The organism is candidate division WOR-3 bacterium, assembly GCA_039802005.1.
In the GTDB taxonomy this organism is placed as follows: Bacteria; Hydrothermota; Tepidihabitantia; order SM23-42; family JAOAFX01; genus JAOAFX01.
Genome location: JBDRVV010000005.1, coordinates 1 through 16801, shown reverse-complemented (window position 1 = coordinate 16801; position 16801 = coordinate 1). Strand labels below are relative to the sequence as shown.

Sequence of the window (16801 nt, the reverse complement as noted above, 5' to 3'; positions counted from 1 at the left end):
TCCTTATTACATAAACGCCATAATCTGATTACCACCTCTTTCCTTTGCCTTATAAAGCGCAATATCAGCCTTTTTTATCAATTCATAAGTACCACCTGCGTCATCAGGAAAGGATGCTATTCCGATAGAGACGCCTAAATCTTTTATCTTTGGATGATTTTTAAAAAAGTCATATTGCTGGATTGCGTAAAGTATCCGGTTTGCAGTTTTATATGCTGCTTCCTTTTTTGTTTCAGGTAGAAGAATAATAAATTCATCACCACCATATCGCGCAATCACATCTACACTCCTCAAATTTCTTTCAAGGAGTTGAGCCAGTTCAAGTAATACCTGGTCGCCGACTTGGTGCCCAAATTCATCATTTACTTTTTTAAATTTATCTATATCCAGGAATAAAATTGAAAGCGAGTGTTCATATCTTGATGCCCTCTGCAATTCCTTGCTCAATTGATTTTCAAAATACCTGCGATTGAATATTCCGGTCAATGGATCAAGCCAAATTCGATGTTTGACCCGTGAGTAGAAACAATTTGGTTTTAACAAATGTTCCACAAATACATAGGGATGATTTTTTAATATCTCAAGGACATCATGAGAACTTACCTTCTCAATCCGATATTGGCATAAAACAAATAATTTTAAATCAGGCTGGGTGTTAAAGTCATCAAGTAATTCTTCAAAGGTTAAAAAATCCGGAGTGCTTTCAACGAAGACGCGCATTCCCTGGTGTCCTTTTATCAATTTATCATATTCATTTTTCAACCAAGGAAGAAAGAGCGATGCCTCCATAATTTCTTCTACAATCATAATCTGATTTTTGAATTCACTTTTTAATTCTTTAATGCATGGTTCTTTACCTATGTAAACACAACGCTCTTTGCGCTCTACTCCTTCTTTTATAAGAGGTTTGATATTTTCAAGGAGTTGTTTTTCGTCTTTATAAAGATAGAGGGCATGAACTGGCAATTCAAGTTCAATACCTTCGTATCCAAGTTTAATATAACGATTCATTTTTCTGCCCTCCTCACCGGAGTTTAGACGAACTCCGCTTATTTTTAATTCTTTTTGCCATTACCATTTCAAGAATATCTATGACCTTGCTTAATTTATTAATAGTATAATTTCCCATATGGCCTATACGCAATATCTTTCCTTTCATCTCGCCCTGGCCATTGGCAAAAAGAATTCCATATTTTTCTTTGCATTCTTTTATTATCTCAGTGCTATCCAATCCATCAGGCATTTTTATCACAGTCAATCCATTGGATGGGCTTTCCGAAAATAACTCATAACCCATTTTTTTGACCCGTTTGCGAACATATTCAGACATTTTCTGATGATGTCTGAAATTTTCTTCTATCCCCATCTTTGTGATTTTTTCTAATCCCTTTTTCAACCCATATAAAACTGTGATTGCGGGTGTCCAGGGGGTCTGTCCTTTTTCCAGAAATTTTTCGTACAATTTAAAATCAAAATAATATTTCGGGGTATCAGAATTTTTGATCTTTTCAAATACGCGCTGTGATATTCCAACAAATGCAATCCCCGGAGGCGCCATCAATGCCTTCTGCGAGGCACCCGCAATGACATCCACATTCCATTTATCCAAATAAAAAGGGTCGGCTCCAATGCCTGCAACACCATCGACAATAAGATAACCTTCATATTTCTTTACCACTTCATTTATTGCTTTTATATCATTTACTACGCCCGTAGAGGTTTCAGTTAGGGTCGTAAAAACAAGTGGTGGTCTCTTTGTTTGTTTCAAACCATGCTCAATCATTTCTGGTGTAACAGGTTTTCCAAATTCCTGTCTTATGATTATTGGCTTTTTACCATAACTTTGGGCAAGTTCAACCCACCTTTCTCCGAATTTGCCACAAACAGCAACGACCAATTCATCTGAAGAAGAGACTACATTTACATATGAAGATTCCATTGCTCCTGTACCAGAAGAAGTCAAAAGATAAATTCTGTAATGACAATCTACGACCTTTTTTAACATATCGGTAATATCATTCATTAGAACTCGGAATTTATCCTCTCTGTGATAAATACATTTGTGGGCAGTTGCCTGAAGAACATCTTCAGGTATATCAATTGGCCCTGGTGTAAAAAGTTTATATCCCTTCAATTTTCCTCCTGCATTCTTCACACAAATCAATCCCCTTTCTGTCTGTATCAGCAATTGTATTTGAAAAATACATAACACAGGTTGGAATTGAACAGTGGTTTAAACCAAGAATGTGTCCGATTTCGTGAACAACCTCCTTTGCCAGCCTTTCTTTTAATAAACCATTTATTGAAAGACGATGAATAGAAACGATCGCCACTTTTCTCTGAACATCGGCAAGTCCAAATATAAAATTAAATCTCGGGGTATAGATATCAACGTCTACTATGACCAAATGTTTATCACAGCTTTTATCGTAACAATCCATAAGTGAGTCAATTATTCTTGATGCTTCGTACTGATCTCTCAATGGATTGAATGTCTCGGATTTTATTCTGAACTCTTTAGAACGCATTACGGATAGATTGAATTGTTTTTTTAGAATATCACCAACCAATTCCGAAAATTCTAAACCTTCTTGTTGATACAGACAGACCATTATGCTTTACTATTTTTCACTCATTTTTTTTATAAACGGCGAAAAGAGATCTATCGGTATTGGAAATATTGTGGTAGAATTCTTTTCCGTTGCAACCTCGGTCAATGTCTGTAAGAACCTCAATTGAATTCCGGTCGGTGTCTGTCCAATGATTTCTGCTGCCTTATTCAATTTTTCTGCTGCTTGTAATTCGCCTTCAGCGTGGATAATTTTCGCGCGACGCTCCCGTTCTGCTTCTGCCTGGCGTGCGATTGCCCTTTGCATTTCCTGAGGAATATCTACGTGCTTGATCTCAACGGTTGAAACCTTTATACCCCAGGGATCGGTATGTTCATCAATTATCTTTTGTAGTCTCATATTTATCTTTTCCCGCTCGGTTAATAAATCATCAAGTTCATATTCACCAAGGACACTTCTTAATGTGGTCTGGGCAATCTGGCTTGTGGCATATAGATAATCTTCAACTTCTATAACCGCCTTTGCTGCATCAAAAACCCTGAAATAAGCCACTGCATTGACCTTCACTGATATATTATCCTTTGTTATCACATCCTGTGGTGCAACATCCATTGTCACAACCCTTAAAGATACCTTCACCATCTTATCAATTCCGGGCCAAAGTATGAAAATTCCCGGTCCTTTAACACCAATAAATCTTCCCAACCTGAAAATGACCGCCCTTTCATATTCCCTTAAGACTTTAATTGCACTTAAAACAATTAAGATCAAAACAACTATTAATATGGTCGTTATTCCCATTTAACCTCCTTAAATATTGCTATATTATAGCCCTTTTTTATAATAAGTCAAGTCCAATCTAAACACAGATAACAAGAGTGATAGCAACCGGAACGGGTTTAATTTTTAGAGATATTCAGAAACGACTTATTTTTGTTCCGGGATAATAATGTTTTAAAATTTCTTTAAAATTTTTACCATTCTTCGCCATCCCCATGGCACCGAATTGACACATTCCTACTCCATGACCATATCCTTTACCTTCAAGTATTATTTTATTATCTTTAATATAGATATTAAAATTACTTGATTTCAATAACCCACCAGGATCTTTTTCTGAACCAAATAAACGTCGAATATTGTAGGCAGGGATTTTATAATCTTTCTTATCGGTGGTTATAATTACTTCAACAATCCTTTTACTCTTTATGTTCCTTTTGAATTTCAAACTCCTTATCAATTCAGTATCAGAAATTGCAATGCCCATTCCGTAAAGATTTTTTCTTAAAATTTTAAAAAAATCTTTTTTGTTAAATTCTTTTTTCCAATAAGAATGCGGACTGTCATTGCAGAATCCACATTTGACACTTTTTAAATAAGAAACCGGGTTCCCATTCCAGGCGTCATTGAAATCAGCGGTATAACCCCCACAGGTTGAATGGTATTTTGCATCAATCGGTTTACCCTGGTAAGTTAAGACGAGGCTCTTTGTTTTTGAGATTGCACTATTAATCAATGTGTCTTCAACTGAGATACCTTGATAAACCTGGTCTTTTACTGTTGCATAAAGGTCAAAGCCGAGATTTGCATATTGATTTAAATGGCTATATGCATAGGTGCGAGCAGCAATTGTTTGAGCCTTTGCCGCCTCAATCAATCGCGGATTTATCTTACCGATTTCGCAGGGCACAACTCCTTTTAAATAATCTTCAATATCAAGAACATTAATAACCCAGATTTTATTATCCATTTTTTTTATCTCTAAGTTTCCATAATAAAATTTATTATTGACTTTTACTTTATTTTCAAAAGGTTTTAAAAAAACAGGGAAATTATCGTTTAATTTTATTTTATAGTTTTCAAGATATTGTTCTCCTTTAATTCCACTTACATTAACAGAATCTAAACCAGTGATTATGGCAACACGGATTAAGTGTGGAGATTTTTGTGGCTGTATATAAGAAATACAATTAACAAATAATCCACAGAAAATAGTTATATTTAACCATTTAACCATTTAACCAATTAAATTGTTTATAGTCTGAATCATTTTCTTGTAATGGCTTCCCTTCCAGTAGATGCGTTGACATTTTGGACACCGGGCAAATTCATTAAAATTTTTGTATGTATAAAAAGGAATAAAATTTTTTATATCTTCTTTCATTACATTTATCAAAAGTTCATTGCAACGAAGACAGCGCGAAAAAAAATGTAACTGATCTGCAAGATTAAAATGTTTGATAACTACTCTTAACTGGTTAGATAAAATTTCGGATTCAACAAAAAATACACCTTCTTTTTCCTTTAATTTTAGATTTCTTGTTAAAAAAATTCTATTTTCTTTTTTCGCCAGAATCAATGATTTTATCCCTTCGTTGGAATAGAGTGTATCAATCCCGCAGATTCTCAAATATTTACATAATTTACCGAGCATACCATTGCAAATAAATTTCATATGTTTTAAGGTAGTCTAATTAGGGTATTGAATAAAAGAATTAAATAATTAGGATTGTGCCCAAGTACATTTATACAGCTGTTGAGCATTAAAATAGTTTTAATAATTTTCTCAATACTAACCCTCCGTGCCTTTGTGTTAATTTCCATTTCCAGTTCTTTTGATATTGATTGATTTAATTGTTTGTAAAATACAGAACGATAAAGAAGGAGCAGACTATAGAAAAGGTCAGTAAGATTTTCGTTCTCAAGTTCTCTTGCCAATTTTGCTACGCTCTCGGTAGATAAGGGTGCCTTTTTAAAGATTTCTCTTGCAATTGGAAAGATATTATTATCCCTAAGATACATTATTTCTCCTGGACTTCCGAGATAGAAATTATCTTTTCCTTCGAAAATTATGTTTTCTATTTGCGTGTTATTTAGATAACTGAATTTTACAATCTGACATCGTGAACGAATTGTAGGGATTAAAAAGTCGGGTCGGGAAGATGTTAGAATGAATAATGTATCTATTGGTGGTTCTTCAAGTGTTTTTAAAAAACTATTTGCAGATTCTTCATTCATCCGGTCTGCTTCAAGGATTAAAACAATTCGCTTTGTCCCTTTTGCGGGCATTAATAGTAGCCATTCAATTAGTGTTCTTATCTGTTTTATTACAATAGATGAAGAATCATCAAGATGGACAACGGTATTTTCAGGGAGATAATTTTTCATATATTCAAATATCTTTTCTTCCTTGGTGCCTGGTGGGACCGGTGCAATGAGCATAAAATTTGGCGAATTTGGTGGACAGCCGAGTGTTTTTGATAGGGCAAACGCAGTTTGTCTTTTACCAACACCTTTTGGACCGGCAAGTAGTAGATTGTAAATTTGATCTTTTTTTAGAGCGTTGCGGATAAATTTTTTTGCTGTTTCCTGCCCAATAATCTCATCAAGGTAATCCACAGACTATTATAATAAATTTTTTTATTAAATCAAGATTCAATCAGAGCCTATTTCCTGCGCAAAATTCTTGAGCAAAAATTTTTTGAATTTTTTTAATGCCCTTGCACGATGGCTTATGCGATTTTTTACCCATGGCCCAAGTTCAGCAAAGGTTTTTCTATACCCTTTTGGAATAAATATAGGATCGTATCCAAATCCCCATTCCCCCCTTGGTTCATAGGTTATTCTCCCCTCAATCTCTCCTTCAAATACTTTATATGTATTTATATCGTAAAAATAAACAAATACAGCGCGGAACCACGCCCGTCTATTTTTTGCCTTTCCCAGTTCCCTTAAAACCCTTTCTATTCTTTTCTCATCATTCACTTCATATCTTGACGATAGAACTCCGGGTGCGCCATCCAATTCTTCAATAAATAATCCTGAATCATCAGCAAGCGCCGGAAGTTTTATTATCCTATGGATGAACTCTGCCTTTAATAAACTGTTCTCAATGAGTGTGTCGCCTGGTTCAGGAATGTGCAGATCAATGAAGCGTGTATATGGAATCAACAAAACCTTATTTAAATTTAATATCTGATTTATTTCTTCAATCTTATTATGATTTCTTGTTGCCAGAACTATGTGGAACATAAATTTATACAGGGGGTCTTTGACCCCCTGTATTCCTCTTCCCGTTTAAGGGTTTATCATTGTCTCAACGACAAATGCACCCCTGAAACCCTTACTTATTGCAAGATTTTTTAGAGATTCTGCTTCTTCCTTTGTGAGGCAATCTCCAATGCGGACTTTGTAGTATGGAGGGGTGTGCTCAATATATACCTTACCACCAAATAGACCTCGCGCATCGTCAGCAACCTTTGAAGCACCTTTTTGTGTTGATGAGGCAAATATTTGAACCCTGAAACCATAAATTGACGCAGGTGTGGTTGATGGCGATGGAGATGGTGAGGGTGTATAGGTGGGGGCAGGGGCAGGAATTGGTGGTAATGCTGTTACTTCTTCCATGGGCAATGGTGCAACTGGTGTGGGAACAGGCGGGGCAATTGTTACTTCTTCCATGGGCGCAGGAGTTTCTTCAATCGCGGGCGGTAATGCAGGTGCCTCTGTTGGCGGCGCGGAGACTTCGGGTGTTGGTGCCGGGGTTTCCGGTACTGGCGCAGGGGTTGCGGGTACTGGCGCAGGGGTTGGATAGACCGGTTCTTCAGAAATATTCTTTCCTTCTTCACCAAATACAACGACTTCTTCCAGCCCCTCTGTCTTTACCGTGGTCTTTTTGGGTGCACAGAATACAAAAAGCATAATAACACCCAATATCAGCAACTTCTTCATCATAACCTCCTTTTTTTCTTTTCCTTATAAAAAGAAAGAAGTTTTTTTAACTCCGGAGCCCTTTGCTTTTTGCATACAAGGACTCCCTTAGGGCTTGCCACAACAATAAGCCCATTTATTCCAAAGACCCCGACTGGGACACTATTAGTATATATAATTGAATTACTCGTTTCAAGACCCAAAATATCTCCTAAAAAGATGTTGCCATTTTTGTCTTTTATGAAATATCTCTCCAGGGCAAGATAGGTCCCAACATCATCCCAGCCAAAGTCGGATTTTATTACGCATATTTTATTACTTTTTTCCATTATTCCATAATCTATTGATATTTCAGAAATTTTTTCAAAGTATTTCTTGTCTTTAAATTTTAAATATTTTTCTACCCCATTATAGACATCTGGAACGAATTTCTTTATTTCTTTAAGTACCGTGCTTATTCTATAGGTAAATATTCCGCTATTCCATAAATATCTTTTGGATTTCAGATATTCTTTTGCTTTATTGATTGAGGGTTTTTCAGTGAACCCCTCACCATAAAATCCAGTGAGCCTTTTATCTTTAACAATCTCTTTTCCGATTTTTATATAACCATAGCCTGTCTCGGGTCTTTCAGGTACTATACCGTAGGTAACCAGAAATTCTTTTTCCGCCATCGCCTCTCCATATTTAAGACATTCAATGAATTTCTTATTGTCTTTAATGATATGGTCGGCAGGCATTATGTGAATTATTCCATCACCATATTTTTCTTTTAACGACATTGCACAAAGGCATATTGCTGGTGCGGTATTTCTTCGTGCCGGCTCAATGATAAGATTTTCGTTCCCGACAAATCTTTTTGTTATGCCCCTCAGTTCTTCGGGAATCACTAAAAATCTCTCATTTTTTTTGAAATAGCCACTGATTCGTTCAATTGTTTGATTTATCAATGGTTTATTATGGAATATATTGATAAATTGTTTGGGAAAGTCCGGCTGACTCAAGGGCCAGAACCTTTCTCCCTGTCCTCCTGCAAGAATTATCGCAAATCTTTTAATTAGACACCTCTTTCAGTTTAAATAATACAGTACCGAATTTTAGTTTTGTCTTTATCTGGACCGGAAATCTGTTTTCGTCATTTGTGTACCATATATCCATTGAACCACCCGCACCGAACACACCTTTGTTAGAAGTTTTTGGTGTTACGCGAATTGTTGAAAATTTGCCCAACGGTGTTTTTATAATTTCTTTTTTCCCCACCACACAATCTATTCTGTGTTGCTGTTTTGCTTCAAATATATAGAGCACGATTGTATCGTTTTCAACCAGTGGTATGCGTCTTAAATAATACCAGAAACTGAGCAGGTCCATTACTGGCTGAGAAATTTTTATCCTTGATGAATCATTGATTATTACATATAAACTATCCTGATTGAAGTTCAATTTCTGATAATTTGTGTATTTACCTTCGTGTATTCTTTTTTCATAAAAAACCGGTATTAAATCATTTATTGTTGTGGTGACATTTATCGTATCATTTAAGGTGAAGAGAAAGTTCAAATCAGAACTGGAATTAAGATGAGATGAGATAAGATAACATTGTTTACCATTGACAGTCGTTGTATCTATAATTTGCAAAGCCATATTACCAAGATTTATTAAGCCAAATCGTGCCTCGTATTCAAGTTTTTCACCTATAGGAAAGAATTTTAAATTTTTCCCGAATGAAAGATCAATAGGAATTACGAGTAAAAATAAACAAGATAATACTTTTATAAAATGTTTGACATTCATTTTTTTAGACAACCAGGCTGTTAAGTCTTTCTATCCTTTTATCTATGGGTGGATGGGTTGAAAACAGATTTGATATATTAAATCTATCTTTACCGAATGGGCTGGCAATGAATAGATGGGCATTTGACTGGGATGCCTTTGCCATTGGCTGATATGCCTGTTTTAGTTTTGCCAGCGCCTGGGCAAGCCCCTGGGGATAGCGGGTTATATATGCACCAGATGCATCGGCAAGATATTCACGCTGTCGTGATATCGCTGCCCTTATCAAAGCGACAAATAACGGTGCGATGATTGCGAGAACAAGACCGATTAGTATCAAAATACCACCACCCCTGCTGCTGCGATTGCTCTTTCTTCTGCCTCCTAAAAACATACTCCGTAAAAAGAAGTCCCTTAATAAAACAATCAAACCACCGATTGCTGCGACCACGGTCATCAAAAGAATGTCATAATTTCTTATATGTGCCATCTCATGTGCGATGACCCCCTGTAGCTCTTCGCGATTCATAATTTCAAGTAAACCAGTCGTTACAGCAACTGCTGCATTCTGGGGATTCCTTCCTGTGGCAAAGGCATTGGGCGCGGGTGAAGGTGTGATGTAAACCTTGGGTTTTGGAACACCCGCGGCAATTGCTACCTCCTCTACAACATTGTGGAGTTGTTTAAATTCTTCTGGGTCAGCCGGAACCGAACCGGTTGAAGCAAGGGCAATCTTATCTGAATTATAATAGAGAACAAAGTTGTAAATGACTATGAAAAGGCCGAAGAAGATATATCCTGCGGTTCCCCAATGTAGTAGTTCAACGACTATGTATCCCAGCGCACCAAGAAACAGACTGGTGATGACAATAAAAATAAATGTCTTGCGCTTATTTGCCGCTATCTGGTCATATAGTGTTTCGCGCATATTAGAATTTTACCTTTACTGCCTCTCTTTCTTCAGCCGGAGCGGTGAAGAATTCTCTCGGTTTGAAATTGAACATTGAAGCAATTATCGTCTGCGGAAATTTCTGTATTGTGACATTATAATCCATTACGACATCATTATAGAATTGCCGGGCAAAGGCGATTTTATTTTCGGTCGCAGTCAATTCTTCCTGAAGTCTCATAAAATTTTCATTTGCCTTTAACTGCGGGTAATTCTCAGCAACCGCGAATAGAGTTTTTAATGTTGCACTGAGCATATTGTTCGCCTCGGCAGCTTCCTTGGGACTGGTTGCACCCATTGCCCTTGAGCGCAATTCTGCAACCTTTTCCAGAACTTCTTTTTCATGTGCCGCATAACCTTTAACGGTTTCTACCAGATTTGGTATCAAATCATAGCGGCGTTTCAATTGCACATCAATCTGTGCCCAGCCATTATCCACTCTGGTCCTTTTGGTAACAAGACTATTATAAATTGCAATTACCCAAATCACCAGAAGGATAATGATTATCAGAAGTATTATCATTGAACCTCCATTTTGTTAAGTTTACTTAAAATTTTTGATTTGTCAATGAGGTATTGACATTTTTTAAAAATTGGATAGACTTAAACCCGATGGCCCCGTCCCTTTTTACTCTACCTGCGTTGGTATTATTATTTTTTATTAATATTACGCTTATTTATCTTTGCGCGTATGTCAAAAATGGTAAAAAATTCTGTCGGACAATACCATTCTTTGTGTCCGGCATATTTACAATATTTATCCAATTGTTAATAGAACAGAACAGTGACCCTGCAACCGCAGTGATCCTTACCAAATTACAATATATTGGATTCTGGACCTATTTTCTGACCGCACCGATGCTTGTAACCAGTCTGACTGATGAAAATTTTAAACCACTAATTTTAACAATCTGTGCAACCATCACACTAATAACAATCTTTCTAACGATATTCACAAATCTAATAATAACTTCTAATTCATATATCTATGCTAATTTTTACTCAGCCAAGATAGGTGTTTTATATCCATATTTTTGCACTGTGCTTTTCATTCTTTGTATTTACTACTTTAGCAAGATGATTTATTTTGCCAACCGATTAAAAAATCCTGAATTAAAGTATATAATACCCATTGGACTTGGTATCTGTATTCTAAGTGGCATATTTGATTATGCAGGAAGGCTAAATGGCATACCCATTTTACCCTGGCTTAAAGACGCATTCAGTATGGGGATGTTGTCTATCAGTCTTTCTTTCGGCATCTTTATTCTACTCAGTTATTCTCAAACAATGCTTGAATATCAAAAGGCATTGATTGAACTTGAGAATCTTTTGAATAAAAATAAACAGAATTTTAATGAATTTGTCCAGTTGATTGCAAAGACCATTGATGCCAAAGATAAATATACCGCTGGACATTCAATGAGGGTTGCTGAATATGCAGTGAGGATTGCAAAGATATTCAATCTGGATGAAAGACAGATAGAAATTTTAAGAAAAGCATGTTTACTCCATGATATAGGAAAAATTGGTATACCTGATGGAGTGCTTAATAAAAAATCGCCACTAACAACGAAAGATCGCTCGTATATCTATAAACATCCAAAACTGGGAAAAGAGATATTAGGGCAAATGAGCGATTTTCAGGAGATACTTGATATAATCTATTTTCACCATGAGCGGTATGATGGTTCTGGGTATCCAAATGGGTTGAAAAATGATGAGATTCCACTTCTTGCAAGGATTCTGGCAGTTGCCGACGCCTATGATGCAATGCTCTCAGAGAGACCATACCGTCCGGCAATGTCAAAATTTGAAGCAATCAAAGAGTTATTAAATTCCAGGGGCAAGCAATTTGACCCTGAGATTGTTGAAAAATTTGTTGATATAATAGCACAAAATAGCGACAAGACCCTACCTGATAATATCCCTTATTAATTTTTTTCTTTTGGAATGTTCGGATTTTATTAAAAATACTGTACTCAATTCATTTAAAACTTCTTTAACAAGCATTTTGTTATCAGAAAATATTTCAATGACAGGTTCACCTTTTTTTACAAAATCCCCGGTTTTTTTATAAATTTTAAAACCACAACCGGGATCAATTTTATCTTCTTTCTTCAACCTTCCTGCACCAAGTTTTGTGGCAAGCAAGCCTAATTTGAAGGTATCAATATTTTTTATATAACCAGTTTTCGGGGAGGAGAATAAAGTGCTTCTCTTCGCAACTGGTAATAGATTATAATCGTCTATCACCTTTGGATTTCCACCTTGATGTTCTATCATTTCTCTGAATTTGTTGAGCGCCTCACCAGTCTTTATCTTTTTTAACAACAACCCCCTTCCTCCTTGAAGTTTGGCAATCCTTAAAATGTGTTCTGATAGAGTAAATGTTATCTCCATCAAATCTTTTTGTCCATTGCCCTTGAGACATTCAATTGTTTCAATAATTTCAAGAGAATTACCGATGTACAATCCGAGTGGGTCATTCATATCAGTTAGAATAGCAACTGTTTTAACTTTGAACCCTTTGCCTGTCTGAACCAGATAATGCGCAAGTTCTTTTGCTTTTCTATAATCTCTCATAAACGCGCCATTGCCACATTTCACATCCAAGACAAGTCCGTCAAGATCTTCAGCAAGTTTTTTGGACATAATGCTTGCGGTAATCAAAGGTATCGATTCGACAGTTCCAGTTACATCACGCAGACTATAAATCTTTTTATCAGCAGGCGCTATTTCTTCGGTCTGTCCAATTATTCCTACATTGATTTTTTTTAATTGGTTTTTGAATTCGTTTAACCTTAGATTTGTTCTGAATCCTGGTATTGATTCTAACTTATCAAGTGTCCCACCGGTATGACCAAGGCTCCTGCCAGAGATCATTGGTACACAAACACCGCAACTTGCAACGAGAGGGGCAAGGATTAAAGAGACTTTATCTCCAACACCACCGGTAGAATGTTTGTCTATTTTTGGAATTTTTATATCTGATAGATTGAGCCTTTTGCCTGAATAAAGCATCGCCTTGGTCAGGTATGTTGTTTCTTTAAAACTCATACCTTGGAAAAATATTGCCATTAAAAAAGCCGAAAACTGGTAATCTGGAATTATGCCTTTTGTATATCCTGTTATTATAAATTCAATTTCAGTAGAACTCAAATTTTCACCATTTCTTTTTTTCATTAGCATATCTATAAAATTATACCGCATATAGTTATTATAACTATATATTTTTATAAAATCAAGAGTTAAAACCATATAAGACTCCTTTCTAAATATATTAGAGGCTCTTGTTTGTAAAATCTAACACCATATAGTAACCAAATTGGAGTTCGGTATTCTATCTTTACTGCGGACCCTTGACTTTCTTCAAATTTTAAATATAATATGCTAAGGTACTCGATGCTTACGGTTTTTGTTATTATTGAAAAAATATAAAATTCTGAAAGAAAGGGGGTGATAAACAAAAAAGAAGGGGTGGTTGCGATGTCTATCAAGACATCGTTATATCAGGAAAGCCGGCAATGCCGGGATATGTTCGATGAAAAAAAGGAGAAAAAATGAAGAGATTAGCATCAATATTATTAATGATGGCAGTTATAACAATTGCATTCGGTGCTAATGAAGACCTTAGGGCACCGAGTGATGTGCCATCACATGTTTTTAAGGTTTCAAGGAATCCAAACGGCATTCCTTATACCGGTCGGTTTGCAACCCCAACACTTGTGGATACGATTAGTCTCGCTCCAATAAATTCCGTAGGTTATTGCTGGGGTCTTGCCTATGACTGGGAAAGGGATGCACTCTGGGTTACTCAATGGAATAGCGCTTATCCTAAAATGTATGCGATTCAGAAACATTCTCCCTGTACAAAAGTTGATTCGGTTACCCTTGGTTCTGGAGCTCCAACATATCGTCTTGGTATTGGCTATGCTGGTAGTAACATAATGTACATGGCAGGATACAACAATACGATCTACCGCATTGACTTGACCAATGGTACAGGGTCGGTCTATCGCACAGTCAGCGGCACACTTGAAGGTCTTGATTTCAATCCTGTTGATGATGTAGTTTATGCTACGGACTGGACATCAAACATTCTTGGATATGCCAAGCCCTCCCAGACTGGAACCTGGACTACACAGGGTAGACCGCAATATCCTTGCGGAGTCAGTGGTGCCTATGGGACTACTGCACCAACATTATTATTCCAGGCTGAAGAGGCTAATCCTGCCCATTTCTACCAATTCCGTCTGACTGCTGGTGTGCCTGCGACATCACCAGAATCGGTCTGGCAGTGTGACCCAGGACAGACCCAGGGATATGAGGCAGACTGCGCATTCGATGGTCAGTATGTATATATCCTTGACCAGTCAGGTCCTGATAAAATTTGGGTCTATGATGTGGGAATTATCCTTGATGATACAATCCGCTGGACATTTGAAACTGGATGGCAGGGTTGGACTCATTCAAGTTCTTATACATTCCCTAATGCGTGGGGAGTGGCACGTTCCAATTTACATAGCGGCTGGATGCCACCAAATGCCCAGGATTCCTGCTTATGGTTTGATGATGATGCCGCAGGTAGTGGTGCACCACCATTAAAAGATACCGCACTTTCTCCAGTCATTGTTCCACATTCAACAACAAACTGGCTAAAATGGGGAGTGACATACAATTACTTAACTACTCCAGAGAAACTTGAAGTAGGTATAAAATACTTTGATGGTTCTAACTGGACAGTTGTGCCACTAAAGACCTACACTGCTGATATTCCAGGAACATGGGATTCAGCCGATGTAAGTGCTTATAAGACCTATCCAAGACTACAGGTTTATGCGTACTACGATGATGGTAATGGCTGGCAGTGGTATGGTGCGATTGACAATGTTACTATCAATGGTGAACTCTATGTTGCAACCCATGATGTGGGAACGACTGTGATTAACCAACCGCCCGATAATTTGTTGCCAAATACAACATATCAGCCAACCGCGACCTACAAGAACTTTGGTAATAACAACGAAACCTTTGATGTTTATTTTGTGATTGATTCTTCAGGAACGATTGTTTATAACCAGACCCAGAATATCACTGTCAATGCAGGTGAAGATACGGTTATTACATTCCCTAACTGGATTTGTTGTGGGACAACCGGTATTACCTACACCTTCAAGGCATATACTGTTTTGGCAGGCGATGTTAATCCAGCAAATGACACTCTGACAAAGAATGCGGTTGTTAATCCTACATTCTGGGAAATTCTCTCTGCTCAATTCCCATCCCCGAGTTCAGGACATTCAATGGCAACAATAAATGACGGTAAGTACATGGTATTTGGCATCAGAACAACCGGCGGTTATACAAATCAGACTCAAATCTATGATATCAATGCCGGTTCTTGGACTGCTGGTCCAAATAATCCTTATGGTTGTGGTGCTTATGGTACTGCCCAGGGTGTGAATGGCAAGTACTACAGACACGGTGGAACCGATTCCTGGCCCACCGCATTGACAAGGGTTGATATATATGACCCAGGTAGTAATCAGTGGTCAAGCGGAGCGCCGTCACCAACAGCGAATGTTGATCATGTATCTGGTGTATACAAAGATTCGCTCTTCTTTACATTTGGTGGTGGTAATTGGGGTGGAGCTGTGTCTCCGCATACGAATGTCTATTTCTATGATACCTATTTGAATACCTGGACCCAGGCAACCTCAATGACCGGTGTTGGCAGAGGTTGTGCTGCGGGCGGAGTGATTGACACATTTGCAATTGTTGCCTGTGGTTACGATGGTTCCTCGACATACAGAAATGATTATATTGTTGGTATAATCAATCCTGCAAACTGCTCTCAGATCACCTGGGGTTCACCGACAACGATTCCTGGTATGACTGATGGCCGTTATCGTGTACCAAGTGGTGTTGACCATGTAAATAAAGAACTCTGGGTTGTATGCGGTCAGACGGCAAGTGGTTCAAGTGCCCAGACCTGGTCATATAATCCATATACAAATACCTGGACCAACTGGAATAAACCTAAACCTACACCTGTGGGCAATGTTTCACCGATTGCAGTCACCTTGAGTGCTGCAGGAGATATTGGTGTATTTGTTGCCAGCGGTTATCAGGGTGGTTCTTATGTTCCTGCCCATGAAGTTTTCCATACGGGCCATGTGCCTGGTGTGCAGGAAAAACCGAATGCACCAATCTCCAATCTTAAATTCGGATTTGCTCCTAATATGCCGAATCCAACAAAAGATTACACGCCTATTTCATACACTACAACGAAGGCTGGAAAGGTAACGCTTAGGGTTTATGATGCAACTGGTAGACTTGTGCGCACACTCGTTAATCGTCCAAATGAGCCTGCGGGTGCAAAGACTGTTTACTGGAATGGCGAAGATGATAATCGGAGACAGGTTACTGGTGGTGTTTACTTCCTGAAACTTGAGGCAGAAGGTAAAGTTGCCACACATAAACTCGTCCTCGTGAAATAAGGAAAGCGGAATGAGTAAAGAGCCCCGCCTTAAGGCGGGGCTCTTGTTTTTAGGGATTGACAATAAAATCAAACTGAATAAAATATAAATGCCAAATCTATGATTTATTTAAGGTCAGAAAATGTAACTGACAAGGGCGGTAGCATGCACCAATTTTCCCCACAGATGTCAAGCGAAGCGCAGACAGATGTGGCTGGAAAATTGAGTGTCCCGAGCGTAGCGAGGGGCACCAATTGGGGTGTTTCGAGCGTAGCGAGGGGCACCAATTGGGGTGTTTCGAGCGTAGCGAGGGGCAC

16 protein-coding genes are annotated in these 16801 nt (G+C 37.8%); 2 read left to right on the top strand and 14 right to left on the bottom strand.

The features are described from left to right. Positions 1-6: 6 nt before the first annotated feature. From ABIL69_02675 to ABIL69_02615, 13 genes are all read right to left on the bottom strand, one after another. Positions 7-1011, bottom strand: a complete 1005-nt coding sequence (locus ABIL69_02675; GenBank protein MEO0122892.1) for a diguanylate cyclase — start codon at positions 1009-1011, stop codon at positions 7-9. A gap of 13 nt (positions 1012-1024) precedes the next feature. Beyond that, positions 1025-2134 (bottom strand): alanine--glyoxylate aminotransferase family protein, encoded by a 1110-nt coding sequence (locus ABIL69_02670; GenBank protein ID MEO0122891.1) that lies wholly within the window; start codon positions 2132-2134, stop codon positions 1025-1027. Next, entirely contained in the window at positions 2121-2612 is a 492-nt protein-coding gene (locus ABIL69_02665; GenBank protein MEO0122890.1) for an archaemetzincin family Zn-dependent metalloprotease, read from the bottom strand. The genes ABIL69_02670 and ABIL69_02665 overlap by 14 nt, the downstream gene beginning before the upstream one ends. Before the next feature lie 9 nt (positions 2613-2621). After that, positions 2622-3371: a slipin family protein gene (locus ABIL69_02660; GenBank protein MEO0122889.1), complete on the bottom strand. Its 750-nt coding sequence runs from the start codon at positions 3369-3371 to the stop codon at positions 2622-2624. 115 nt (positions 3372-3486) lie between these two features. Continuing rightward, positions 3487-4587: a SpoIID/LytB domain-containing protein gene (locus ABIL69_02655; protein MEO0122888.1), complete on the bottom strand. Its 1101-nt coding sequence runs from the start codon at positions 4585-4587 to the stop codon at positions 3487-3489. Continuing rightward, positions 4588-5025, bottom strand: a complete 438-nt coding sequence (locus ABIL69_02650; protein MEO0122887.1) for a Mut7-C RNAse domain-containing protein — start codon at positions 5023-5025, stop codon at positions 4588-4590. It abuts the gene before it with no gap. Positions 5026-5030: 5 nt separating this feature from the next. Beyond that, entirely contained in the window at positions 5031-5969 is a 939-nt protein-coding gene (locus ABIL69_02645; protein ID MEO0122886.1) for an AAA family ATPase, read from the bottom strand. A 36-nt stretch (positions 5970-6005) separates the two neighbouring features. Continuing rightward, positions 6006-6602: an RdgB/HAM1 family non-canonical purine NTP pyrophosphatase gene (gene rdgB / locus ABIL69_02640; protein MEO0122885.1), complete on the bottom strand. Its 597-nt coding sequence runs from the start codon at positions 6600-6602 to the stop codon at positions 6006-6008. Positions 6603-6647: 45 nt separating this feature from the next. Continuing rightward, positions 6648-7301, bottom strand: a complete 654-nt coding sequence (locus ABIL69_02635; protein MEO0122884.1) for an SPOR domain-containing protein — start codon at positions 7299-7301, stop codon at positions 6648-6650. Further along, positions 7301-8320 (bottom strand): sugar phosphate nucleotidyltransferase, encoded by a 1020-nt coding sequence (locus tag ABIL69_02630; protein ID MEO0122883.1) that lies wholly within the window; start codon positions 8318-8320, stop codon positions 7301-7303. The genes ABIL69_02635 and ABIL69_02630 overlap by 1 nt, the downstream gene beginning before the upstream one ends. A gap of 13 nt (positions 8321-8333) precedes the next feature. After that, entirely contained in the window at positions 8334-9074 is a 741-nt protein-coding gene (locus ABIL69_02625) for a DUF3108 domain-containing protein (protein ID MEO0122882.1), read from the bottom strand. 4 nt (positions 9075-9078) lie between these two features. Next, entirely contained in the window at positions 9079-9981 is a 903-nt protein-coding gene (locus tag ABIL69_02620) for a M48 family metalloprotease (protein MEO0122881.1), read from the bottom strand. 1 nt (position 9982) lies between these two features. Next, positions 9983-10525, bottom strand: a complete 543-nt coding sequence (locus tag ABIL69_02615; GenBank protein MEO0122880.1) for a LemA family protein — start codon at positions 10523-10525, stop codon at positions 9983-9985. 89 nt (positions 10526-10614) lie between these two features. On the opposite strand from ABIL69_02615, the gene ABIL69_02610 reads away from it, so the two are divergent. After that, entirely contained in the window at positions 10615-11940 is a 1326-nt protein-coding gene (locus ABIL69_02610) for an HD-GYP domain-containing protein (protein ID MEO0122879.1), read from the top strand. Here ABIL69_02610 and ABIL69_02605 read toward each other — a convergent pair. Next, positions 11917-13215: a thymidine phosphorylase gene (locus tag ABIL69_02605; GenBank protein ID MEO0122878.1), complete on the bottom strand. Its 1299-nt coding sequence runs from the start codon at positions 13213-13215 to the stop codon at positions 11917-11919. The two genes, ABIL69_02610 and ABIL69_02605, sit on opposite strands and share 24 nt — an antisense overlap. Positions 13216-13565: 350 nt before the next feature. Between ABIL69_02605 and ABIL69_02600 the strand changes: the two genes are divergently transcribed. Beyond that, positions 13566-16505, top strand: coding sequence for a T9SS type A sorting domain-containing protein (locus tag ABIL69_02600; protein ID MEO0122877.1), 2940 nt, complete (start codon positions 13566-13568; stop codon positions 16503-16505). Positions 16506-16801 lie beyond the last annotated feature (296 nt).